General features: G+C 67.2%; 21 protein-coding genes and 1 pseudogene. 9 read left to right on the top strand and 13 right to left on the bottom strand.

The features are described 5' to 3' along the window. A pseudogene (locus VGI62_RS01465) lies at positions 1 to 591 on the top strand (hypothetical protein); the annotation flags it as partial. Between the two features lie 69 nt (positions 592 to 660). On the opposite strand, the gene VGI62_RS01460 reads toward VGI62_RS01465, so the two are convergent. After that, on the bottom strand, positions 661 to 1,578 hold the full coding sequence (locus VGI62_RS01460) for a tyrosine recombinase (protein WP_331502611.1): 918 nt from the start codon (positions 1,576 to 1,578) through the stop codon (positions 661 to 663). Further along, positions 1,575 to 2,780 carry a hypothetical protein gene (locus VGI62_RS01455; protein ID WP_331502610.1) on the bottom strand — a complete coding sequence of 402 codons (1,206 nt, stop codon included), beginning with the start codon at positions 2,778 to 2,780 and terminating at the stop codon, positions 1,575 to 1,577. The genes VGI62_RS01460 and VGI62_RS01455 overlap by 4 nt, the downstream gene beginning before the upstream one ends. A 66-nt stretch (positions 2,781 to 2,846) precedes the next feature. Here VGI62_RS01455 and VGI62_RS01450 point away from each other — a divergent pair, with 66 nt between their 5' ends. The 4 genes from VGI62_RS01450 (at position 2,847) to VGI62_RS01435 (ending at position 6,357) form a co-directional block, all read left to right on the top strand. Then, positions 2,847 to 3,395: a shikimate kinase gene (locus VGI62_RS01450; protein WP_331502609.1), complete on the top strand. Its 549-nt coding sequence runs from the start codon at positions 2,847 to 2,849 to the stop codon at positions 3,393 to 3,395. Continuing rightward, positions 3,392 to 4,501, top strand: a complete 1,110-nt coding sequence (gene aroB / locus VGI62_RS01445; protein ID WP_331502608.1) for a 3-dehydroquinate synthase — start codon at positions 3,392 to 3,394, stop codon at positions 4,499 to 4,501. Before VGI62_RS01450 ends, aroB begins: the two co-directional genes overlap by 4 nt. After that, complete coding sequence (locus VGI62_RS01440; RefSeq protein ID WP_414695616.1) at positions 4,501 to 5,781, top strand: HlyC/CorC family transporter; 1,281 nt, start codon at positions 4,501 to 4,503, stop codon at positions 5,779 to 5,781. The genes aroB and VGI62_RS01440 overlap by 1 nt, the downstream gene beginning before the upstream one ends. A 198-nt stretch (positions 5,782 to 5,979) precedes the next feature. Next, positions 5,980 to 6,357: a response regulator gene (locus tag VGI62_RS01435; RefSeq protein ID WP_331502607.1), complete on the top strand. Its 378-nt coding sequence runs from the start codon at positions 5,980 to 5,982 to the stop codon at positions 6,355 to 6,357. Between the two features lie 259 nt (positions 6,358 to 6,616). Here VGI62_RS01435 and VGI62_RS01430 read toward each other — a convergent pair whose 3' ends face one another. The 4 genes from VGI62_RS01430 to VGI62_RS01415 form a co-directional block, all read right to left on the bottom strand. Beyond that, entirely contained in the window at positions 6,617 to 8,869 is a 2,253-nt protein-coding gene (locus tag VGI62_RS01430; protein ID WP_331502606.1) for a xanthine dehydrogenase family protein molybdopterin-binding subunit, read from the bottom strand. Continuing rightward, positions 8,866 to 9,822, bottom strand: coding sequence for a xanthine dehydrogenase family protein subunit M (locus VGI62_RS01425; RefSeq protein ID WP_331502605.1), 957 nt, complete (start codon positions 9,820 to 9,822; stop codon positions 8,866 to 8,868). Before VGI62_RS01425 ends, VGI62_RS01430 begins: the two co-directional genes overlap by 4 nt. Next, the gene (locus tag VGI62_RS01420; protein WP_331502604.1) at positions 9,819 to 10,325 is read right to left on the bottom strand and encodes a 2Fe-2S iron-sulfur cluster-binding protein; all 507 of its coding nucleotides are present in this window, start codon (positions 10,323 to 10,325) and stop codon (positions 9,819 to 9,821) included. Before VGI62_RS01420 ends, VGI62_RS01425 begins: the two co-directional genes overlap by 4 nt. Positions 10,326 to 10,403: 78 nt before the next feature. Then, complete coding sequence (locus VGI62_RS01415; protein ID WP_331502603.1) at positions 10,404 to 10,676, bottom strand: BolA family protein; 273 nt, start codon at positions 10,674 to 10,676, stop codon at positions 10,404 to 10,406. Between the two features lie 52 nt (positions 10,677 to 10,728). Here VGI62_RS01415 and VGI62_RS01410 point away from each other — a divergent pair, with 52 nt between their 5' ends. Further along, complete coding sequence (locus VGI62_RS01410; RefSeq protein ID WP_331502602.1) at positions 10,729 to 11,379, top strand: J domain-containing protein; 651 nt, start codon at positions 10,729 to 10,731, stop codon at positions 11,377 to 11,379. Positions 11,380 to 11,439: 60 nt separating this feature from the next. Here the strand turns inward: VGI62_RS01410 and VGI62_RS01405 are convergent, their stop codons facing one another. Both VGI62_RS01405 and VGI62_RS01400 read right to left on the bottom strand, forming a co-directional pair. Further along, positions 11,440 to 12,183 carry a phosphatase PAP2 family protein gene (locus VGI62_RS01405; protein WP_331502601.1) on the bottom strand — a complete coding sequence of 248 codons (744 nt, stop codon included), beginning with the start codon at positions 12,181 to 12,183 and terminating at the stop codon, positions 11,440 to 11,442. Continuing rightward, a complete protein-coding gene (locus VGI62_RS01400; protein ID WP_331502600.1) occupies positions 12,183 to 14,525 on the bottom strand; it encodes a TonB-dependent receptor in 2,343 nt (780 codons plus the stop codon). The genes VGI62_RS01405 and VGI62_RS01400 overlap by 1 nt, the downstream gene beginning before the upstream one ends. Before the next feature lie 301 nt (positions 14,526 to 14,826). Here VGI62_RS01400 and VGI62_RS01395 point away from each other — a divergent pair, with 301 nt between their 5' ends. Both VGI62_RS01395 and VGI62_RS01390 read left to right on the top strand, forming a co-directional pair. Then, complete coding sequence (locus VGI62_RS01395; protein WP_331502599.1) at positions 14,827 to 15,504, top strand: response regulator transcription factor; 678 nt, start codon at positions 14,827 to 14,829, stop codon at positions 15,502 to 15,504. Between the two features lie 70 nt (positions 15,505 to 15,574). After that, the gene (locus tag VGI62_RS01390; RefSeq protein WP_331502598.1) at positions 15,575 to 16,870 is read left to right on the top strand and encodes a HAMP domain-containing sensor histidine kinase; all 1,296 of its coding nucleotides are present in this window, start codon (positions 15,575 to 15,577) and stop codon (positions 16,868 to 16,870) included. Between the two features lie 9 nt (positions 16,871 to 16,879). On the opposite strand, the gene VGI62_RS01385 is transcribed toward VGI62_RS01390, so the two are convergent. Genes VGI62_RS01385 through VGI62_RS01365 form a run of 5 tightly spaced genes read right to left on the bottom strand, consistent with a single transcriptional unit; the run spans position 16,880 to position 20,294 of the window. Then, a complete protein-coding gene (locus tag VGI62_RS01385; protein WP_331502597.1) occupies positions 16,880 to 17,881 on the bottom strand; it encodes an aldo/keto reductase in 1,002 nt (333 codons plus the stop codon). 52 nt (positions 17,882 to 17,933) lie between these two features. Further along, positions 17,934 to 18,596: a Type 1 glutamine amidotransferase-like domain-containing protein gene (locus VGI62_RS01380; protein ID WP_331502596.1), complete on the bottom strand. Its 663-nt coding sequence runs from the start codon at positions 18,594 to 18,596 to the stop codon at positions 17,934 to 17,936. A gap of 13 nt (positions 18,597 to 18,609) precedes the next feature. After that, a complete protein-coding gene (locus tag VGI62_RS01375; RefSeq protein WP_331502595.1) occupies positions 18,610 to 19,002 on the bottom strand; it encodes a DUF4180 domain-containing protein in 393 nt (130 codons plus the stop codon). Continuing rightward, the gene (locus VGI62_RS01370) at positions 18,999 to 19,862 is read right to left on the bottom strand and encodes an alpha/beta hydrolase (RefSeq protein WP_331502594.1); all 864 of its coding nucleotides are present in this window, start codon (positions 19,860 to 19,862) and stop codon (positions 18,999 to 19,001) included. Before VGI62_RS01370 ends, VGI62_RS01375 begins: the two co-directional genes overlap by 4 nt. A 3-nt stretch (positions 19,863 to 19,865) precedes the next feature. Next, positions 19,866 to 20,294 (bottom strand): helix-turn-helix domain-containing protein, encoded by a 429-nt coding sequence (locus VGI62_RS01365; protein WP_331502593.1) that lies wholly within the window; start codon positions 20,292 to 20,294, stop codon positions 19,866 to 19,868. 83 nt (positions 20,295 to 20,377) lie between these two features. Here VGI62_RS01365 and VGI62_RS01360 point away from each other — a divergent pair. Beyond that, a partial coding sequence (locus VGI62_RS01360; RefSeq protein WP_331502592.1) for an amidohydrolase family protein occupies positions 20,378 to 21,225 on the top strand: 848 nt, incomplete at its 3' end.

Below are 21,225 nucleotides of genomic sequence, written 5' to 3'. Positions count from 1 at the left end.
GGCTACCAGGCCGCCCGCGCCGACTACGAGCGCCGCCGCGCAGATTGGGAACGCGCCCGGGCCGACTATGACGCCCGCTATGGCTATGGAGCCTACGTCCGGGTCTATGGCCCGGCGCCGGTTTGGGACGACGCGCGGTGGGCCCGCTACGCGCAGCCCTCGGCCGGATCCTACGGCCGCGACACCGCCTACGTCGGACCAGCGGTAACCTGTCGTAACGACCACAGTGCGGCCACGGCGGGGGCAATCATAGGCGCTCTGGCCGGCGCCGCGCTGGGCTCCAACGTGGCTGGTCACGGCGTGCGCACCGAGGGCGCGGTGCTGGGCGGGGTCGTGGGCGCTGGCCTCGGCGGCGCGGTCGGCAACGCCCACGACAAGTATCGCTGCGACAGCCGCGGTCCCTACTACAGCTATGGCGACACCATCGCCTACCGCGAGGCGCGCGACTATCGCAGCGGCCAATATGACTCATCCTACTATACCCGCATGCGCTGCCGCCTGGCCCCCGCGCCGATCGACAGCGACGGCCGCGAGTATCGTTATGTCCGCGTGTGTCCGGACGCCGACGGCCGCTATCGGATCACCAGCTAGCCCCCGATCGAGCGAACCGACCGACTGAACTGGAAGGCCGCTCCGAGAGGGGCGGCCTTCTCTTGCGCCTCAACGCTTGCGCGACAGCGGGTGCTTGGTGGCCACCACTTCGGCCAGCCGATCGCCGGCCACGTGAGTGTAGATCTGCGTGGTGCCGATGTCGGCGTGGCCGAGGAGGGTCTGGACGACCCGCAGGTCCGCTCCGCCTTCCAGGAGATGCGTCGCAAAAGCATGGCGCAGAACGTGCGGGCTGACGCGGGCGGGGTCGATCCCGGCGTCCACGGCGGCCTCGTCCAGGAGTTGCGCGAAGCGCCGGGGCGTCAGCCGCCCCTGCTTGCCGCGCGAGGCGAAGAGCCATGGATTGGCTTTTCCCCCTTTGGGCAGGAACTGTCGGCGAACCTCCAGATAGGCTTTCACCGACCTGCGGGCCGCTTCGTTCAGTGGGGCCAGCCTCTCCTTGCCGCCCTTTCCCCGGACGATCAGGTAGGCGGGGTCCCGGGCCAGCGCCGCCAGCGTCAAGCCGGTGAGCTCCGAGATCCGCAGGCCCGAGGCGTAGGCCAGTTCGACCATGCAGGCGAGCCGCAGGCCTTGGGCCCCGTCGCGCGCCGCAGCCGCGGCGATCAGCCGGTCGACCTCGTCGCGGCTGAGCACTTTGGGCAGCGGGCGCCCCTTGCGCGGAGCCTCCACCCGGCGCGAGGGGTCATCCGCCCGCCAGCCTTCCCCCAGCACGAAGCGGTAGAACTGGCGCACCGCCGCGCGCCGCCGCGAGGCGGTGGCCGGCGCCAGCCCACGCGCGCCGAGCGCTGCGAAATAGGCCTCGACGTCCTCAGCCGCGGCATCGCCCAGATCGCGCCCACGCCCCGCCAGAAAGCTCGTGGCGTCGATCAGATCCTTTCCGTAGGCCGTGAGCGTGTTCTTCGCCGCGGCCCGCTCGACCGACATCATCTCCAGGAAGGCTTCCGCCCAGGCCGCCCCCTGCCCGCTCATTTGAGCGCCAGCAGGCCTTCCAGAGCCAGAGCTCGGGCGTCGGCATCCAGACCCACCGCGTGCAGGGCCTGCACGATCCGCACACGGTCGCCGATCGCCGGCCCGGCAGGGCCAGCCTCGGCGCAGGTCCAGAGCGCAAGCAGCGCCGCTTCGCCCATCAGTTTCTGCTCGGCCGCCGCCTGCAGGGCCAGGTTCCGGCCTACCGGCGCCTTGCCTTCCGGGACGCCGAGGGCGGCGATTTGGCCCCGCGCCTCGACGCTTCCGGAGCCGGAAACCGCCACCCCCAAAAGAAGCGCCGCCTGGCCCCTGCTACGTGCCTTCGGCTCGGTTGATGCGGCGGTTTCGACCAGAGCCGCAAGGACGGCCTCACGCACGGGCTCGCCGCGTGCGAGGGCTTCGGCCAGCAAAGCCACGTCCGGGGAAACTCCGCTCGGATCCAGCGCCGGCGCGTCGGGACCGGGGGTCGCGATCGCCGCCGCCACGATAGGGGACGGCTTGGCGGCGGCCAGGTCGAGACCGAGGTCGCGGGACAGCGCATAGTCGAGGCCGTTGCGGAGCGACGCCGCCCCAGGCGCCCCGGCGCCGGCCAGCTTGGCGCTCATCAGCCGGGCGAACACCGGATCCTTGGCCTGCGCCTGGGCGAGGTCGAAGGTGAGCTGGGCCTGGGCGGCCTGGCCGCCGATCGCTTGGCAGTAGGTGCGCAGGCGCAGCCAATACACCTCGTCGCGCCCAGCTGTCAGACCCTCGGCGAGCGCGCACGCGCGGGCGTCGTCGCCAGCCAGCAGCGCGCTCTCCGCCGCGGCGCGCGCCAGTTCCGGGGTGCGATCGACGCCCGGCGCGCGGGCCAGGATTGCGGCGGCGGCCTTGGCGTCGCCCTGAGCCATCAAGGCGTTGGCCCTGGCGCCGGCCAGCTCAGCATCGTGGGTGCTGTCCTTCGGGCCCGGCGCGCCGGTGGCGAGGACGCGACGGGCCAGGGCCGCGCCAGCCGGAGTGAGGGTCTTTGCGCCCAGCAGAGAGATCACGGTGCGCGCGGTCTTGATCGAGGCGCCGCGCCACAGATCAACCGGAAGACCGGTGTCCCGGCCTGACGTGGTGAAAGCATCCGGCGGGGCAAGGTTGGTGACCTCGACGCCCTGCGAGGCGGCCGCACCCGCCGACGCGGCAAGGACAATCAGGGCGATAAGGCAGGTGTGACGCAGCATGTCGCGATCATAGCGAGCGCGCGAAGTTGGCGCGAGCGCGCGGGCTCGTGTAAGCCTTGGCCGTTCATGGACCGCTATGCACCGCTGCGCCACCGCACCATCGCCCTCGTGGGCCTGATGGGCGTCGGCAAGTCGAGCGTGGGCCGCAGGCTCGCCAACGCCCTGGACCTGCCGTTCCGGGACGCCGACTCCGAGGTCGAAGCCGCCGCGGGCCGGTCCATCTCCGACATCTTCGTCGACATGGGCGAGGAGGCGTTTCGCGAGGGTGAGCGGCGCGTGATCGCCCGCCTCCTCGACCAGGAGCCGCATGTGCTGGCCACCGGCGGCGGGGCGTTCATGAACGAGCAGACCCGGGCGCTGATCAAGGCCAAGGCGGTTTCGGTCTGGCTGAAGGCCGACCTGGAGGTCCTCGCCCGGCGGGTGTCGCGTAAGGACAGCCGGCCGCTCCTGGCCGGCAAGGACCCTCTGAGCGTGCTGAAGGCACAGGCCGCCGCCCGCTATCCGCTCTATTCCGAGGCAGATATCGTCGTCGAGACCGGTGACGCGGCGCACCAGGTGACGCTCGAGCAGCTGATCGCCGCGCTTTCCGCCTTCTTCGCAGGATCGCCGGCATGACGCAGACTATCGGGGTGGGTCTTGGCCAGCGCGCCTATGAGGTGCGGGTGGGCGGCGGACTGATCGATCGGGCGGGCGAGGCGATCCTTCCGCTGCTGAAGCGCCGCCGCACGGCTGTCGTCAGCGATGGGACGGTCTGGGGCCTTCACGGCGCGCGGCTTACGCGAGCCCTGGAAACGGTCGGGATCGCCGTCTCGCCGGTCATCGTAGCTCCGGGCGAGCAGACCAAGAGTTTCGAAGGCCTGGCCCACGTCACCGACCGCCTGCTGGCCCTTGAACTGGATCGGGGTGACCTGATCGTCGCCTTCGGCGGCGGCGTCGTGGGCGACCTCGCAGGCTTCGCAGCGGCGATCTACAAGCGCGGCATCGGCTTCGTGCAGGTCCCCACTACCCTGCTGGCCCAGGTCGATTCCTCCGTGGGCGGCAAGACCGCAATCGACACCCCGCGCGGTAAGAACCTCGTAGGCGCTTTCCATCAGCCGAAGCTCGTGCTGGCCGACCTGGACGTTCTGGCCACCCTGCCAGATCGCGAGATGCGCGCCGGCTACGCCGAGGTGATCAAGTATGGGCTGCTCGGGGACTTCGACTTCTTCGAATGGCTGGAGGCGAATGGACCGCGGGTGCTGAGGCGTGAGCCGGAAGCGCTGGCCAAGGCCGTCGCACGCTCCATCGCGATGAAGGCCGAGATCGTGGCCGAAGACGAAACCGAACAGGGCCGCCGCGCCCTTTTGAATCTAGGCCACACCTTCGGACATGCCCTCGAGGCCGAGACAGGCTATGGCGGGGAATTGCTGCACGGCGAGGCAGTGGCCGCAGGTCAGGCGCTGGCGTTCCGTTTCTCCGCCGCCCAGGGGCTATGCACCACACAGGACGCCCGCCGCGCGTCGGCGAGCCTGGCGGCCGTAGGCCTGCCGACGCGCCTTGCCGACGTCGCGGGCCATCCCTTCGATACCGAGCGACTGGTTGGCCACATGGCCCAAGACAAGAAGGCGGAGGATGGCGCCTTGACCTTCATCCTGGCGCGCAGCCTGGGCGAGGCCTTCGTGGCCAGAGACGTCGATCCCGGCGCGGTGCGCGACTTCCTGCAGCAAGAAGGGGCGACCTGATGGCCGCGATCATGGCCCTGGCGCCGATCCTTTTCCTCCTGCTGGCGCTCTCAGCCCTGTTTTCCGCTGCCGAGACCGCGCTCACCGGCGCCAGCCGCGCGCGGATGCACCAGCTGGAGCGTGATGGCGACCGCGGCGCCCAGTGGGTCAACGAACTGCTCAGCGACCGGGAGACGATGATCGGGGCGGTGCTGTTGGGCAACAACCTGATCAACATCCTGGCCTCCGCCCTCGCCACCGAGGTGCTCACCAGGGCGATCCCTGGCGCCTGGGGCGTGGCGGTCGCGACCGGAATGATGACCGTGCTGGTCCTGGTCTTCGCCGAGGTGTTGCCCAAGACACTCGCCATCCTGCGCTCCGACGACGTGGCGCGTGTTCTTTCGGGCCCGACGCTCGTGGTGGTGCGGATCTTCGGGCCGATCATCTATACGATCCAATACGTCGTCCGCCGCACGCTCAACCTGTTCGGCGTACGGCTGGGCATGGAGATGGACGTGCTGGCCGCCCACGAGGAGATCCGCGGGGCCGTGGAGTACCACCACTCCGAGGGCCTGGTGGAGACCCACGACCGCTGGATGCTTGGCGGGGTGCTCGACCTGGCGGAAATGGACGTCGGCGAGGTGATGGTCCACCGCAAGGAGATCTCCATGATCGATGGTGACCTGCCTGCGCGCGAGATCGTGGCCGAAGCGATCCACAGCCCGCACAGTCGCATCCCGATCTACCGCGGCGACCCGGAGAACATTATCGGTCTGCTGCACGCCAAAGACCTGCTGCAGGCAATCGCCGAGGCCGACGGCAGGGCCGATGCCGTGGATGTCAATTCGGTCCTCAGAGAACCCTGGTTCATTCCGGAAACCACCAGCCTGAAGGACCAACTCTCGGCCTTCCTGAAACGGCGCTACCATTTCGCCCTCGTGGTCGACGAGTACGGCGCCCTGCAGGGCCTGGTGACCCTGGAGGACATCCTCGAGGAGATCGTGGGCGAAATCGAGGACGAGCATGATGTCGCGGTGCCGGGTGTGCGCGCCGCCGAGGATGGCTCGGTGACGGTCGACGGCTCGGTGACCATACGCGACCTCAATCGAGCCATGAACTGGGACCTGCCCGACGACGAGGCGGTGACCGTGGCCGGCTTGCTGATCCACGAGGCGCGGCGCATTCCCGAAGCCGGGCAGACCTTCACCTTTCACGGGCACCGCTTCGGCGTGCTTGAACGCAAGGTCAATCGGATCACCCGGTTGCAGATCTGGCCTGCGATAAAACGTGAGGGGGGCTGACTTCTCGGGAACCTAGCTTGGCTTTGACCCGTTCGATCGGAGCATGTGCCGGGTGGGAGGCACGCTGCCATCGCGGTCGGAGCGCCCGTACTGGGGTCGTCTTCCCGACGCAGTGTAAGTTGTTGCTTGATCAAGCGGGGTGAGCTCTGTTGCTCTGGCCCGCGTGCGGACATCCTTCCCTCGGCTCTGGAGGCTTGAATGAGCGATGCGGCCAAACTCCGGGGTCTTCGCGTGCTGGTCGTCGAGGACGAGATGATGGTCTCGATGCTGATCGAGGACATGCTCGGCGACCTGGGGTGCAGCGTGGTCGGGCCGGCGTCTCGGCTTGACGAAGCGCTGGAACTTGCGAACGCCGGCGGGATCGATTGCGCCGTGCTGGACGTCAACCTGGGTGGCCAACCGATCTTCCCGCTGGCGGACCTGCTGCGCGAACACGGACGGCCATTCGCCTTTGCGACCGGCTACGGCGACGCAGGCTTGCGCGATGTCGACAAGGGCACCCCCGTCTTGCAGAAACCCTTCCGCGAGGGCGATTTGGCGCGCGTGCTGGAAGAACTGCACGCAAAAGTGGCTTAGCGGTCGCAGGCCCGCTGTGACCCGCCCGCGGCCCTTCGGCCGACGGGACGGGTTTGTCAGAGGTAGCTGAGGTTGGCCAAGGCGGCGCTGTTGAACAGCAGCGTCAAGGCGCCCACCAACGTCACTAGGGGCAATATCAGTTTCACGTCCGGTCTCCTCGAAGTCTTGAAGCTCTCACTCAAGACGCGGGAGATAGGCGCGATGCGACAAGGTGGTAGTGACGAATGTCACAGAACCGTTCTGCGAAAATGCATCGAGCTCAGCTGAGGGCCGCCAGCAGCTTGTCCGGCGTAATCGGGTAATCGCGCACACGTACCCCGCAAGCGTTGTAGATAGCGTTGGCTACCGCAGCGCCGGCCCCCGAGATGCCGAGTTCACCGACTCCTTTGATGCCCATGGGGTTGGCCTTGTCGTCGACCTCGTCGAGCATGATCGCCTCGACGTCGCCGATGTCGGCCTGCACCGGCACCAGGTAGCTGGCAAGGTCCTGGTTGATCAGCGACCCATAGCGCGGGTCGACGGCGTTACCCTCGGTAAGCGCCGAACCAACCCCCCAGATCATCCCGCCGGTCAGCTGGCTGCGCGCTGTCTTCCAGTTGAGGATACGGCCGGCCGCGAAGACCCCGAGCATGCGACGCGTGCGCACCTCGCCGGTGATGGTGTCGACGCCGACCTCAACATAGTGGGCGCCGTAGGTATGCTGGCTCCACTTGCTCGAATCTGCGGCCGGACGGATCTCCCCTTCGGCGGTGAGGCCCTCGGGGCGGTTTCGCCGGATCAATTCGGAAAGCCGCTCGGAGCGGTTGGCGATGGCGATGACGCCATCCTGAAAGGTGATTTGTTCCGCAGGCCCGCCGAACAGCGGCGAAGCGGGATCGGCGACGGCGATCTCGGTGATCGCCTGGCGAAGGTTCATGCCGGCGTCGAGTGCGGCGGAGCCGGCGGTCGCCGCGCCGAACTGTCCACCGGAGCCGGGCGCAGGCGGCAGTTCGCTGTCACCGATCTCCACGCGAACGTCGCCCAGCGGCACGCCCAGGGTCTCGGCGGCGATCTGGGCGAGGACCGTGTAGGTGCCGGTGCCGATATCGGTCATCCCCTGCCTGACGGTGATCAAGCCCATGGCGTCGACGGTAAAGCTGGCCTTGGCCGGAAGCAGGAAGTTGCCGCGGATGGCCGCTGCCATCCCCACGCCCACCAGCCACCGGCCATCACGCACCTGACCCGGTACGGAGTTGCGCTTGTCCCACCCGAAAAGCTGCGCGCCCTCGCGCATACAGCGCACGAGCTGGCGGATGGAGAACGGCCTGCCGTTCTCCGGATCAACCTCGGGCTCGTTGAGGATGCGCAGTTCCACCGGGTCTATGCCGAGCTTCTCGGCGAGCTCGTCCATGGCGACTTCCAGGCCGAGCGTGCCGGACGCCTCGCCCGGCGCGCGCATGGCGCTGGCCACCGGCAGGTCGAGGCGCACCAGTCGGTGCCCGGTCAGGCGGTTTGGCGCCGCATAAAGGCTTCGGGCGAAATTCGAGGCGTGTTCGGTGAAGTTCCCCCGACGGTCGCAGTGGGTGATGGTCATGATCGACATGGCGGTGAGCTTGCCATCGGCCGTAGCCCCCAGTCGAACCCGCTGCTCGGTGGCGGGCCGATGCACGGTGCCGTGCATCATCTGTTGGCGAGAGAACGCGAGCTTCACGGGCCGTCCCAGCTCCCGCGCGGCCAACGCCGCCAGCACCAGATCCTCGTAGAACGACCCTTTCCCGCCGAACCCGCCGCCGACATAGCGGGTGAGCAGACGCACGTTCTTGTGCGGGACCATCAAGGTCTCGGCCAACGAGTTCTGCGCAAACCGCACCATCTGAACGGAGGTGTGGACGGTGCACTGGTCGCCCTCCCACCAGGCGGTGGTGGCGCAGGGCTCCATCTGGCAGTGGTTCTGAAGAGGCGTGCGCCAGACGTCATCGATCTTCACGGGGGAAGCGGCGAAACCAGCCTCGAAGTCGCCGATCTCGACATCGGATTCGCCAGGCGGCTGGACGGCTTCGTCGTAATGATTGCGGAAGTCCACGGCCTGTGGGTCGGCCTCGAACTCCAGCTTCACGAGGGCGGCGGCGGCCTGCGCGTTCTCCAAGGTGTCGGCGACAACGATTGCCACCTGCTGGCCGAAGAAGTGAACGCGGTCCGACTCCAGGGCGGGACGCGGCGAGGGCGTGAAGAAGTCGTAGCGCTCCGGTCGCGGACCCTGGGTCGGCTTGTTGCGGTGCGTCCAGACCAGCAGGACGCCGGGAGAAGCCTCGGCTGCGGCGGTATCGACGGCGGTGATCCGCCCATGCGCAATAGGGGCAGAGACCATGGCGCCGTAGGCCGGGGGCGACGGCGGCTGAACCTCATAAGCGTAGGGCGCCGTGCCGGTGACCTTCAGCGGGCCTTCGTACCGGTCGACAGCCTTGCCGATGATGCCCGCGCGATTCTCCTTGACCGGATTGCTGGCGGCTTCCCAGTCGCTGACGGAGCTCATGCGCCATTCCCCTGCTGACGGGCCGCTTCGATCGCTACCGGGACGAGGCGGCTGACGAGGTTGATCTTGAACCCGTTGCGGCCGTTGTCGCTGGCGCCCTTCAGTTCTGCAGCAATCGCCTCGGCCGGCGACCCCCCCGACTCAAGAGCGCCTTCTGCCTCCACTGCGCGCCACGGCTTGTGCGCTACAGCGCCCAAGGCGACGTTCCGTCCGGCTACGGCGACGCTGGCAAGGCCCGCGGAGTAGGAGGCCCGGTCGCGGACCTTTCGATAGATCTGACCACCCGGGGGCGGTGGTGGGAGGACCACGGCGGTGATCAGCTCACCGGGGATCAGGTGCGTCTCGACATCGGGCGTCTCGCCCGGCAGGCGATGCAGTTCGATGATCGGAAACGCCCGCACCTTGCCCGAGGGCGAAAGGGTCTCGACGCGAGCGTCCAGCGCCGCGAGGGCCACGGCCATGTCCGAGGGATGGGTGGCGATGCAGGCGTGGCTGGCGCCGAAGATCGCTGAATTGCGGTTGAGACCTTCCAGCGCGCCACAGCCGGACCCGGGCTGGCGTTTATTGCAGGGCTTGGTGGTGTCGTAGAAGTAGGCGCAGCGGGTGCGCTGCAGCAGATTGCCGCCGGTCGTGGCCTTGTTGCGCAACTGGCCCGAGCCACCGGCGACGATCGCCTGGGTCAGCACCGCATAGCGCGATCGAACCCGTGCGTCGGCGGCCACGTGGCTGTTGGTGGCCATCGATCCGATGCGCAAGCCCCCTTCCGGCGTGTCCTCGATCGCAGCCATCGGCAGCTTGCCGATATCGATCAGGCGGGCCGGCTGTTCGATCTCGAGCTTCATCAGGTCCAAGAGGTTCGTGCCACCGGCGATGAACTTGGCGCCCGGGGTTTCGGCGGCGACCCTGACTGCGCTGGCGGCATCGAGCGCCCGCTCGTAGGTGAACGGCCTCACGCGAGCTCTCCGGCGACGGATTTGATGGCGGCCACGATCTGCGGATAGGCGGAGCAGCGGCAGAGGTTGCCGCTCATCCGTTCGCGAAGCTCATCATCGGAGAGCCGAATCCGGCCGGTAAGGTCCGCTGTTTCCTGGCTGGGCCAGTTGTCGGCCACCTCCTGCAGCATGCCGAGCGCCGAGCAGATCTGGCCGGGCGTACAATAGCCGCACTGGAAAGCGTCCTCGGTCAGGAAGGCCTGCTGGATCGCGCTGAGCTTGTCGACGGAGCCCACGCCCTCAATGGTGGTCACCGCGTCCCCCTCGTGCATCACCGCCAGCGAGAGGCAGGAATTGATCCGGACCCCGTTCACCAGGACCGTGCAGGCCCCGCATTGGCCGTGGTCGCACCCCTTCTTGGTTCCTGTCAGGCCTAGCCGCTCGCGCAGCGCATCGAGCAGGGTCGTGCGCGGATCGACGTCCAGCGCCCTTGCTTCTCCGTTGACGATGATCGTGGTCTTCAAGCGAAGGTCTCCCCGGATCAGCATCGGCCGCCAAGGCTTGGGCGACGAGCGACTCTTCAAACAGGTGTTTAGCTTAGTCTAGCTCTCGCCGGGCGCCAGCGCCTTGACGGACAGCGCATGCAGCGGACCGGCCAGTTCCTCGGCGAGCGCGCGATAGACCATCCGCTGGCGGGCGACCTTGGGCTCCCCGGCAAAGGCCGCCGACTCGATCGTCACGTTGAAATGGCTCTCGCCGCCAGGCCGCGCGCCGGCGTGGCCATGATGGCGCGCGCTGTCGTCCTCGATCTCGAGCCGGCTGGGTGCGAAGGCCGACGTCAGCTTTTGGTGAATGGCATCAAATATGGCGCCCATTGCCCTCATCTTCAATTCTTGAAAGGGATTATCTCGGCTCCATACTCGGAGCATGCCCGCCGCGTTTCAATACAAGCCTCGCTTCGTCGATATCCGCGTGCGCCCGCCGGCCGCGGAGGAGGACAAACGCGCCGAGGACGTCAATGCGCTGAAGCCCGGCGAGCGGGCATGCGACCACCCCGGTTGCAACAAGGCGGCGACCGCGCGCGCGCCAAAGTCCCGCGACATGCTGAACGAGCACTACTGGTTCTGTCAGCCGCACGCGGCTGAGTATAATCGCAACTGGAACTTCTTCGCCGGGATGAGCGAGGGCGAAGTCCGCCGCCGCCAGCAGGAGGAACTGTTCACCGGCGGGCGCCCCACCTGGGAGATGAAGGCCGGACGAATGTCGCGCGAAGCCGCGGCCTTTTCCGCGAAATTCCGCAAGGGCGAGGGTTATCGCGACCCCTACAACATGTTCGGCGGCAACGGCGGTCGGCCCAACCCCGAGCCTGACGACCGCAAGCTGGGCAAGATCGAGCGCAACGCGCTGGCGGATCTCGACCTCGACGCCAATGCTGACGGGCCGAAGATCCGCACGCGCTACACCGAGCTGGTGCGCCGCCTGCATCCGGACGCCAACGGCGGCGACCGCGCCGGCGAGAGCCGCCTGCAGCGGGTGATCAAGGCCTACCAGTCGCTGCGCAAGGCGGGCATGGTCTAAAGACTCCGGGCCAAGAGACCAGGATCACCGGCCGCGCCGAGCGCCCTCGGGGCCGCCGGCTCAGGGCGCGATGTGGAGCGCAGTGAGTTCGGCGCGGGCGGCTTCCAGCTCGGCTTGGAAGGCGGGTTTGGTCATCAGCTTCTGGACCAGGACATTGCCCAGCACCTGACCGGCCTCCAGGTCGCTGCGGTAGTGCACCCCGCAATAAAGACGGCTCTCGGCGTAGTCGGACGCGCGCGCCAGAATCACCTGGGCGTTCCCCGGCATGAGATTGGCCAGCACCGCGGCGGCCGAATAGCCCATCGTGGCGTGACCGGAAGGGTAGCTGTTCCTCACGTCGTGGCCGTCGTCACAGACGTCGAGGTCCTTGTCGAACCTGAATGGGCGCTCGCGCTTGAAGAAGGCCTTGGCATGTTTGGCTGCGACGCTGTCTTCCGTCCGCAGATCCCTGAACAGCGCCGCCGTCGCGGGAAGCCGCGAAAAATCCAGGGCGGGACCGATGGCCGCGGCGATGGCGCGGACGTCCTCCAACTCGTCGTCGCGTTTGGCCTGCTCCAGGCGGTCCGACGAGCGCGCCGCGGCCAGGCGGTGCAACTCCGCCCGTCCCTCCACCGCCGCCGGCGCGTCGTCCTTCGGCGGCGGCGGCAGGACCAGCGCCGGATCAAGCTCGCCGGGCTGCAGGAACTTCGAAACCGTTGGGGATTTCGGCGAAGCCGGCGTTGGGAGCCCGCCTTGGGCGAGCGCCGGGGATGTCGCCCCGGCCAAAAGCACCGCGACCAGCACTATCAAAGCTTGCCTGCGCATCAGAAATTGACCTTCAGCGACACTTGGAAGTTCCGTTCGGGCTGGAAGTAGTACTGATCGTAGGGAACGGTCTTGCCGGGCTTGATCGACGTGAACTGCTGGCTGTCGAACAGGTTGTAGATTGCGCCTTCCAGCCGGTAGCGGCCGAAGCGGTAAACGACGGTCAGATCAGTGGAGTGGTAGCCGGGGATCTTGTAGGCGGCCGGCTCTCCCTCGGCCCCCCACTGCAACCCGGTGTACTTGTCGGCCAGCGAAACGGTCCAGTTTTCATCCTGGTAGTAGGCGCCTAGGGCTGCGGTGGATTCCGGCGCGCCGGCGATTTGCTTGCCGCCGGTGATCACGACCGGCGTCCCATCGATAGTGGTCGCTGCGCCCTGCGCCTTGGCCGAATTCAGCGAGCCGTTGGCGAACAGATAAACGCGGTCGGTGGCCTGGAAGGTGACCTGCCCCTCGACACCCTTGTAGGTCGCACCGCCGAGATTGAAGTTGACCGTTTCGAGGCCGGCGACGGGGTCGGTGACCGAGACCGTCTGCAGCTTGTTCTTGAAGTCGATGTAGTAGACGTCGGCGTCGAAGCTGACCCGCGAACCGTGATAGACGAGGCCCGCCTGGTAGTTCGTCGACTCCTGTGGCTGGAGCTGGTCAAGGTTCGGATTGACCACCTGGGTCGTGCTGATGTCGGGCACCAGGAAGCCTGTGGCATACTGGGCATAGACGGACAGGTTTTCCTGCAAGCGATAGTTCGCCGTCAGGAAGTAAAGCGTCTTGGTGAAAGTCTTGGATCCGTGGAACGGCTGACGAGATTTCTGATTGACGTCGGAATCCACGGAAAGCTCTTCATGCATGTACTTGAGCCCCGGTGTGACGGTCAGCTCAGGCGTCACTTTCCATTCGAAGTCGACGAACGGCTCGTACTGATGCCAACCCGAGTCCTGTAGATACTCGAGATACTGCGGCACGCCGGGCAACACCTTCTGGCGATAGTCAACGACTCGGGGGCTGACGCCCAGGCTGGCCGTCGCGTCATAGTCGTAACGGGCGCGTGGGCCGGTGTCGGCGGTCTCCAGCCAGAGTCCGGCCTTGATCATGCCGAACGGCAGCGCCTGATCGAGGTGAAGGATGTTGCCGTAGATCTTGTAGACGTTGAGCTTGGTGTAACCGGGGACATCGCCGTTGGCGACCGGCTTGCCGCCCGGCACCTGGGTGATCGCAAGGCCCGTCTTATTGGCGATATCCGCCGGAGACAGCGTGGGATCTAGCGCCGATTCCGTATCGTTCTTGTAGTAGTAGGAATAGAGCGTGTCCTCGAGCTTGAGGCTCGGCGTAAGGTCGCCGTTCAGCTTGGCATAGTTGAACCAGGTGTGCTTATCGACCACGTTGTACTTGTAGTAGGTCGGGCTCTTCGGATCGTTAGAGAGGCCGAAATTCTTGCCGTACAGCTGGGTCTGCAGCAGTGTCGCGCCGGTGTTGTCATTGGTATAGACCTTGGTCTGGTTCCAGGTCCCCAACACAGTCAATTTCCAGCTGTCGACGATCGGGAACACCGCGCGAACGAGCTGGTTGTAGGCCTTCGCGCCGCTGTAGGTCAGCGCGCCGTCGGTGGTCAGGGCCTGAAAATTGAACAGGGCGTGGGCGCCGTTCAGCTGGTCGATATCGCCTGTGCTGAGCTTGGTCACCGACATCCAGGTGTTCCAAGAGCCGCCGGTCACCTGCTGCGAGCCGCCTATCTGGTCGCTGACCTCAGGCGAGAACAGGTTGATCGAGCCGCCAAAGCTGGCCACGCCGAGCTGGCTGGCTTCGCCAGGCCCTCGGTCGACCACGACCGCGCCGATGGTCGAGGAGGGGAAGAACGAGGTGGAGTGGTGGGTGGGGCCGTTGGCGTCACCCCAGGGGATGCCGTCGTAGGTAATGTTGTACTGGCCGTCCTGGAAGCCGCGCAGGACGGTCTTGGCTTCGCCCAACCCTGGTCCGTTGAACGATGTCCCCGACATGCTTGGCGCCAGGTTGGCGATCTGGGTGTAGTCGGCAGTCACCGCGACGAACTGGTCGATAGCCTTGCGGTCGATGATCGACTTCGGTTGAGTCGTCTCCAGGGGAGTCTTGGTGGGCGCCGCAGCCGTGGCCCCGCCAACCGCGGTCACCACCAACTCGTCGATCTGGCGGCCGTAGTCGGGCGTCTCCGGATCGATATGAACCGGCCCGGCTTCCGCCGCCGCGGCCGCGGCGGCGTCTGCCGCCGCGGCGGGACCGCCCGCCGCCAGCAGACCTATCGCCAGCACAAGGCCGAGCGCAGACGTCGAAACAAGCCGTGCGCGACGCACGGTCGAAAACTTGCAGGTCATTGGTATCCCCCTGGAATTTGCGTGGGGGAAACAGCGCCTCGGACGCAAACCTACAAGTTAAAGAAAAATCTCAGATATTTGACACATTTAAGACTTACCGTTTTTGACAGTGTCACTGCGTTGAATCGATTTGATGTTTTGAGTTGCTGTCACAGAACCGACATCGACATTGAGATATCTTAACCTGCGGCCGGCTTGCAGGCCCTTCGAGGTCTCGCTCATGGTCCAGGTTCACCCCTTACGCCGCCGACTCCCGCACGCTCCGCCGCAGGCGTCCCCGGCCGTGCCCGGACGGTCGCCATTGCGTGTTCTGATCATCGAAGACGACGCTGAAGTCGCCCGGAACATGGCCGACGACCTGGCAGGGTTTGGCATCGAGGCAGTTGTGCTCAACGAAGGCGGCGCTGCGCTCGCGCCGGGCATGGGCGACGGCCCCTTCGATGTGTTGATCATCGACCGCATGCTGCCGGGTTGCGATGGCCTGGCGCTGTTGGGCCAGCTGCGCGAGCGAGGCGTGGAGACCCCGGCGCTTTTCGTCACCGCGATGGGCGCCCTCGCCGACAGGGTCGCCGGCTTACAGGGTGGCGGCGATGACTATGTGGTGAAGCCCATCGACTCCGAGGAGCTTTCGGCGCGCGTGCAAGTGCTCGCCAAGCGCCGGACGCGGCCGAACAACGCCACGAAACTGACCTGCGCCGACTTGGAGCTCGATCGCCTGCACCGCAAGGCCCGCCGTGCCGGCCAGCCGATCTCCCTGCTGCCGCTGGAATTCCGGCTCCTTGAGTTCCTGTTGCTCAGCCGCGGGCAGCCGGTCACGCGAAAGATGCTGCTGGAAGAGGTCTGGGGTTTTCACTTCGACCCACGGACCAATATCGTTGAGACTCACATCTGCAGGCTGCGCGCCAAACTCGAGGCGATCGGCGGCCCGCCCCTGATCCAGACCATCCGTGGCGCCGGCTATGTCATCCGCGACGCCTGACCGTCCCGGCCGGACCACGCCGATCGGTCAGGCGTTGAGCCGTATCTGGCTCCGGACCGGGACCAGGGTCATGGTCCTGCAAGCGATCGCCCTGGTCCTGGCGTTCAGTGCGGCGGGCGTCCTGGCCCGCGTCTCCATTCAGCAGATGAATGAACAGGCCTTCCGCACCGACGTGCTGGGCGAGCTCTCGTCCCTGGACGACGAATGGCGGCACAAGGGCGTCGGGCATCTTCCCTACACCGTCATCAAGCGCGAGAGGCTGTGGCACGGCTTCGAATACGGGCTGGCGAGCTCCGCCGGCGGCTATCTGGCGGGCGACGCCGCCCTTGCCGGGCTGACCCGGCCGGGATGGACAAAGACCTTCGGCGCGAAAGGCCTGGTGCTGACCTACACCGAGCGACTGCCGGGCGGCGGCTGGCTATCGGTCGGCCGGGACCTGACGACCGAGCAGCGCCAGATGGGCGCGCTCACGCTCCTGCTTCTGCTCGGCGGCGCGATCGGCGTGGCGATCTGCCTGGCTACTGCCTACCTCACGACCCGCTGGACCTGGCGACGGCTCGACCAGCTCTCCGCCACCGCCGTTCTCGTCGCCGAGGGAAGGCTGGATGTGCGCGCGCCGATCCGTCGTTCCAGCGCGCCCGACGAGATCGACGAACTCAGCCTGGCCTTCAACGCGATGCTCGACCGCATCGGTCGGCTGGTCGATCAGCTGCGGCGCGTCACCACCGACGTGGCCCACGACATGCGCCGGCCGCTGACGCGGCTGCGGCAGAAGCTGGAGCGCCTGGGGCGCGCCGCCCAGGCGACACCTGCCATCGCCGACGAAGTCAGGAAACTGGACGGCGACTTCCTGGAAATCCTGCGCACCTTTGACGCCTTGCTGCAGCTGGCGGAGATCGAGGGCAGCCCCAGACCAGAGGGGCTGATCGATCTTACCGAGGTCGCAGGCCGCGTGAGCGAAGCGCTTCGACCGGACATCGAGGACAGCGGCCGAACCCTGGAGGCGCTAATGGAACGCGTGCAGGTGAAGGGCGACGTCGACCTGGTCGCGCAAGCCATCGCCAACCTCCTTGAGAACGCCCTTCGGCACACGCCAGCCGGCACGCAGATCGAGCTGCGGGTCGAACACAACGCCGGCGCGCCTAGGCTGCTGGTCCGCGACAACGGCCCCGGAATTCCGGCCGAACATCGCGACACGGCGCTGGCGCCGCTTGGCCGGCTGGAATCCAGCCGCAGCACGCCGGGCTGCGGCCTCGGGCTGGCGATCGCCTCATCGGTTGCGGTTTGGCACGGCGCGCGGCTCGAGCTGGCCGACGCCGCGCCCGGCCTCGAGGTTTCGATCTCCTTCCCGCCGTCCCGACGCTGAGAAGGAGCGTCAGGCCGCGGCGTCGGCCGCCAGGCGTTCGGTGTCCACCGAAGCCTGCATGGCCGGCGCATAGCGTGAGCCGGTCACGGTGCGCTCATTCACCAGTTCGTCGACCTGGCGCACGATCTCCTCCGAAAGGCTGACCGCCGCAGCGCCGGCGTTTTCGCGCATGTGCTTGGGCCGCGTCGTGCCGGGGATCGAGACGATGGCGGGGTCCTTCTTCATGAGCCACGCAAGGCAGAGCTGGGCCGGCGTGCAGCTGACCTCGCGCGCCAGCGCTTCGAACTGATCGAGCAGCTTTAGGTTTGCTTCCAAGGCCTCTCCCAGGAACCTTGGCATGGTGGCGCGCATGTCGCCGACCCCGAATTTCGCGGGCTCCCGGGCGCCGCCGGCGAGGAAGCCCCGGCCAACGGGCGAGAACGCCACGAAGGTCACACCCAACTCACGACAGGCGTCGAGGACGGCGATCTCCGGATTTCGCGTCCAGGGCGAATATTCGGTCTGCAGGGCGGTGATGGGATGGGTGGCGTGCGCGCGACGCAGCGTCGGCGCCGAGACCTCGGAAAGCCCGATGGTCCTGATCTTGCCCTGGCCCACCAGGTCGGCGAGCGCGCCCACGCTCTCTTCGATCGGTACGCGCCGATCCCAGCGGTGAAGGTAGTAGAGATCGATGACCTCGGCCTTCAGCCGCTTAAGGCTTCGCTCGCAGGTGTCCTTGAGATTTTCCGGCCGGCCGTCCAGTTGCCGCTCATCGCCCACGGTGAGGCCGCACTTGGATGCGAGCGTGAATTCGTTGCGCCGGTCGGCCAGCACTTCGCCGATCAGGGTCTCGTTGTGACCAACGCCGTAGACCGCGGCGGTGTCGAAGAACGTGTAGCCGGCATCGAGCGCCCCCAGCAGCACGCGCTCAGCCCGGTCGCGTGGCGCCGGTGGGCCATAGCCGGACGAGAGGCCCATGCACCCCAGCCCGATGACCGAGACCTCGAACGGACCGATGTTGCGGGTTTGCATGACGCCTCCGGGATCGTGATCACGCGGGAAAAGCGGTGCGGGAGCCCGATCGTCAAGAGCTGATAGCGGGCCGCACTCCGACTTGCTCGCCGTTGACGATCAGCGCCTCGCCGTCACGAAGCGCCACGTGCGGCGTCCCATCCGAGAGCATCCGGGTGACGACTCGATCTGCATCCGGGGCTTCCGGATGGTCGGATTTGTAGTGGGGGACGATGCGGGTTTGGATCAGCCCCAGGCCCGACCAGCAGATCTCAGGCTCATAGCCCACCGTCAGGACTCGGGGATCGTCCATCAGGTCAATGCCGCGCAGGTCGGGCCCGGCGACGACCGCGCCTGCGCTCCAGCCGCCATAAACTAGCCTGTCTTCGGCGAGAAGGTCGCTGATCAGCCGGTCGAAGCCGCTCTGACGCATGGCCCGGCGCAACAGGAAGGCGTTACCACCGACCACCCAGACCAGGCCGACATCGCGGAGGCGCTCGGCCAGCTCCTGCGGCTTGCCGAACGAGCGGCGCAGATCGAGATCGAAGGCGTCGTATCCCAGGTCGCGGAAATGGCCGACCGGATCGAACACCGTCCGTTCGTAGGCCCGCCGCTCGTCGTCGGGAATGAAGTCCACGGCGTTCGAAATCACCGCGGCGCGGCCGCCACGGCCGCTCATCGTCAGCAACTCCGGAAAGTTGTCGTCCAGACGACTGGAGGCAAGGTAGAGCCGCATCGTTGCGACCCTATCACGGCGCTGCTCCCGGTTCGCCACTTGGATCCGAGAGCCTGGCCTCCAACTCAGCCAGGTCGCGCACGAACCACACGCTCGCGCCACGGTTGGATTCACGAACGAAGTCACCGAGTGGGGCGCTCGCAGCCACGGCGGAGGAGGTGTCGCCGAGCAGAGCGACGTGGAACCGGTAGTTCACGAGCTTCTGCAGCACCGCGCCGGCGACGCCGGTCGATAGCCGCAGGAAGTCGGGCCCAAGGCGGCCGAGCGGGATCGCTGCGACCTGGGCGCCGGCGCTGTAGAGGTCGCCGATCAGGCCGGAGAGGTTGCGATCATCGGCCAGCGATGACCCCTCCTCCTCGCAGAGCCAAACCCGCACGGCAGCGAACTTCCGAAGCTGCCCGGTCATGGGAGCAGCGCCTTGGCGAGGAACGTCCCGATCTCCGCGCCGTGGCCGACGAGGAAGTGTCCGGAATCGGGGAGCCAACGGATGTCGGCGTGCGGGACCTTCGTGGTGAGCCGCGCCCGCGTGCCACAGGAGTCCAGCATGGCGTCCTTGGCTCCCAGGAACGCCAGGACGGGCATCGAGAGGCCGCTCAGCTCCCGGTCGCTAAATCGAGGGAGCGGTTCGCGGCGTGGCCTCGTGCTGGCCTGGATCAAGCCCATGAAATCGCCGAAGGCCTTGATAGCCGGCGAGGCGTTTGCGGCGATTGCGCCCGCGCCCAACTTTTGCAGGACCATCCGCTGTCCCCAGGGGCCAAGTAGCAGCAGGGGCGCAGCCCATAGGAGCACGTTCTTCGTACGGCCCACGCCGCCGGGGCAGAGCAGCGCGAGCGCACTCACCCGCCCAGGTCTGCGCGTCGCGTAGTCCAGCGCCAACCATCCGCCCAGTGAGATCCCGACCAGCGCGGCCTGGCTGACGCCGAGACCCGCCATCACATCGTCCAGCCACAAGGCATAGGCCTCCGAAGCCAGTGGAGGGCGCGAGGGCGCGCTGAAGCCGGGCTCGCCGATCATGTCGACCGCATAGACGCGGAAGTGCTGCTGCCAGGCCGCGGCGTCACCCATCCAGCTCACCGAATTGGCCAGAGCGCCGTGCAGCAGCATGACCGCGGGCGCGCCTTGCGGCCCGCTGGCTATCACAAAGGTCTCGCCCTGCGACGTAGCCAGCCGTCGCTGCTCATGGGCGCCTGGCCAGTAGCGCAGGAATTCGGCGTAGCGGGCCCGCACGGCCTCACCGGCCTCGGGTGTCTTCCAGATCCCGGCCATGGATCAGGTCTCCGTCAGGACCTGGACCATCTTCAGCATGGCCGCAGTGTCGCTCGGTGAACCGACAATCACCACCTTCAGCTGACGGCGCGCCGCATCGTAGGCGACGTCGAGGCTCATGGGATCGGGATGCGCCTCGCGGCCCATCCGCATGGCCGGGAGTTGCCGCGCCAGATGCTGTGCGGCCTCGGGCGTCATGTCGGGAATGTCGACGATGCTGGTGACACGAGCGCCGGGCAGGCTCGCGCCACGGATGACGCCGGTCATGGCCTCCATCTCGCTGCGCAGGATGCGGTACGACTTGCCGACCTTGACTGCCTTGAGGCGCCCTTCGCGGATGAATCGGAGCACGGTCTTGGGGTGCAGCTTCAGGCGCTCGGCGAACTGCTCGACGGTGTAGACTTCTTCCGCCATGGGAGGTCGGGGCCTCATCTGATGTTCCTCATTGTTCCCTATCACTCCCAATAACGGAGTCAATTAAGTTGGTACGTGGTCTATTGGGATTGATTGCGGCCTTGTCGCTAGCGGGCGCGGCGCGGGCGGCTGAGCCGGCAAGGTACCTGCTGGAACCGGCGGCGGTGTGGACGCCGGGCGAGGCGCAAGCGCACGCCGGCTGGGTGGTTTCGGTTGAGGGCCAGCTGATAACCGGGGTTGGGCCGAAGGGCGCCGTGAAGGAGCCGGCTGGCGCACAGGTCATCAACCTGCCGGGCCAGACGCTGATCCCCGGGCTGATCGAGCTTCATTCGCATCTGCTGCTGCACGCCTACAACGAGGTCGCCTGGGACGATCAAGTGCTGAAGGAGGCGCCGACTTATCGGGTTCTGCGGGCCGGGCGCGACGCCACGCGCACGTTGATGAGCGGCTTCACCACCGAGCGCGACCTTGGGACCGAGGGCGCCGGGGACGCCGACGTGCAGCTCAAGCGCGCTATCGACGAGGGGATCGTCACTGGCCCGCGCCTCTATGTCGCCACCCGCGCCATCGTGGCCACCGGCAGTTACGGCCCGAAGAAAGGCTTCCGCGCCGACCTCGACCTACCGCAGGGCGCGCAGGAGGTGACTGGGGAGGCTGAGATGACCGCGGCGGTGCGCGAGCAGGCGGCCATGGGCGCCGACTGGATCAAGCTCTACGCCGACTACCGCACCGGCCCCGACGGCTCGACCCGGCCGACGCTCACCGAAAAGGAGATGGAGGCGGCCGTTCAGGTGGCGCACGCATCCGGCCGCCCGGTCGCCGTCCACGCGGCCAGCGACGAGGGCATCCACAATGCGGTCGTGGCCGGCGTCGACACCATCGAGCACGGCTATGGCGCGTCGGAGGCCACCTTCCGGCTGATGAAGCAGAAGGGCGTGGCCTACATCCC

The organism is Phenylobacterium sp., from assembly GCF_036495085.1.
In the GTDB taxonomy this organism is placed as follows: Bacteria; Pseudomonadota; Alphaproteobacteria; order Caulobacterales; family Caulobacteraceae; genus Phenylobacterium.
This window is presented reverse-complemented; position numbering and strand designations above follow the sequence as displayed.

Excerpts from the sequence above, each read along its gene's own strand:
- VGI62_RS01460 (WP_331502611.1), bottom strand. The coding sequence starts at position 1,578 with ATGAGCGGGCAGGGGGCGGCCTGGGCGGAAGCCTTCCTGGAGATGATG.
- VGI62_RS01455 (WP_331502610.1), bottom strand. The coding sequence starts at position 2,780 with ATGCTGCGTCACACCTGCCTTATCGCCCTGATTGTCCTTGCCGCGTCG.
- VGI62_RS01450 (WP_331502609.1), top strand. The coding sequence starts at position 2,847 with ATGGACCGCTATGCACCGCTGCGCCACCGCACCATCGCCCTCGTGGGC.
- aroB (WP_331502608.1), top strand. The coding sequence starts at position 3,392 with ATGACGCAGACTATCGGGGTGGGTCTTGGCCAGCGCGCCTATGAGGTG.
- VGI62_RS01440 (WP_414695616.1), top strand. The coding sequence starts at position 4,501 with ATGGCCGCGATCATGGCCCTGGCGCCGATCCTTTTCCTCCTGCTGGCG.
- VGI62_RS01435 (WP_331502607.1), top strand. The coding sequence starts at position 5,980 with ATGAGCGATGCGGCCAAACTCCGGGGTCTTCGCGTGCTGGTCGTCGAG.
- VGI62_RS01430 (WP_331502606.1), bottom strand. The coding sequence starts at position 8,869 with ATGAGCTCCGTCAGCGACTGGGAAGCCGCCAGCAATCCGGTCAAGGAG.
- VGI62_RS01415 (WP_331502603.1), bottom strand. The coding sequence starts at position 10,676 with ATGGGCGCCATATTTGATGCCATTCACCAAAAGCTGACGTCGGCCTTC.
- VGI62_RS01410 (WP_331502602.1), top strand. The coding sequence starts at position 10,729 with ATGCCCGCCGCGTTTCAATACAAGCCTCGCTTCGTCGATATCCGCGTG.
- VGI62_RS01405 (WP_331502601.1), bottom strand. The coding sequence starts at position 12,183 with ATGCGCAGGCAAGCTTTGATAGTGCTGGTCGCGGTGCTTTTGGCCGGG.
- VGI62_RS01400 (WP_331502600.1), bottom strand. The coding sequence starts at position 14,525 with ATGACCTGCAAGTTTTCGACCGTGCGTCGCGCACGGCTTGTTTCGACG.
- VGI62_RS01390 (WP_331502598.1), top strand. The coding sequence starts at position 15,575 with ATGGTCCTGCAAGCGATCGCCCTGGTCCTGGCGTTCAGTGCGGCGGGC.
- VGI62_RS01385 (WP_331502597.1), bottom strand. The coding sequence starts at position 17,881 with ATGCAAACCCGCAACATCGGTCCGTTCGAGGTCTCGGTCATCGGGCTG.
- VGI62_RS01380 (WP_331502596.1), bottom strand. The coding sequence starts at position 18,596 with ATGCGGCTCTACCTTGCCTCCAGTCGTCTGGACGACAACTTTCCGGAG.
- VGI62_RS01375 (WP_331502595.1), bottom strand. The coding sequence starts at position 19,002 with ATGACCGGGCAGCTTCGGAAGTTCGCTGCCGTGCGGGTTTGGCTCTGC.
- VGI62_RS01370 (WP_331502594.1), bottom strand. The coding sequence starts at position 19,862 with ATGGCCGGGATCTGGAAGACACCCGAGGCCGGTGAGGCCGTGCGGGCC.
- VGI62_RS01365 (WP_331502593.1), bottom strand. The coding sequence starts at position 20,294 with ATGAGGCCCCGACCTCCCATGGCGGAAGAAGTCTACACCGTCGAGCAG.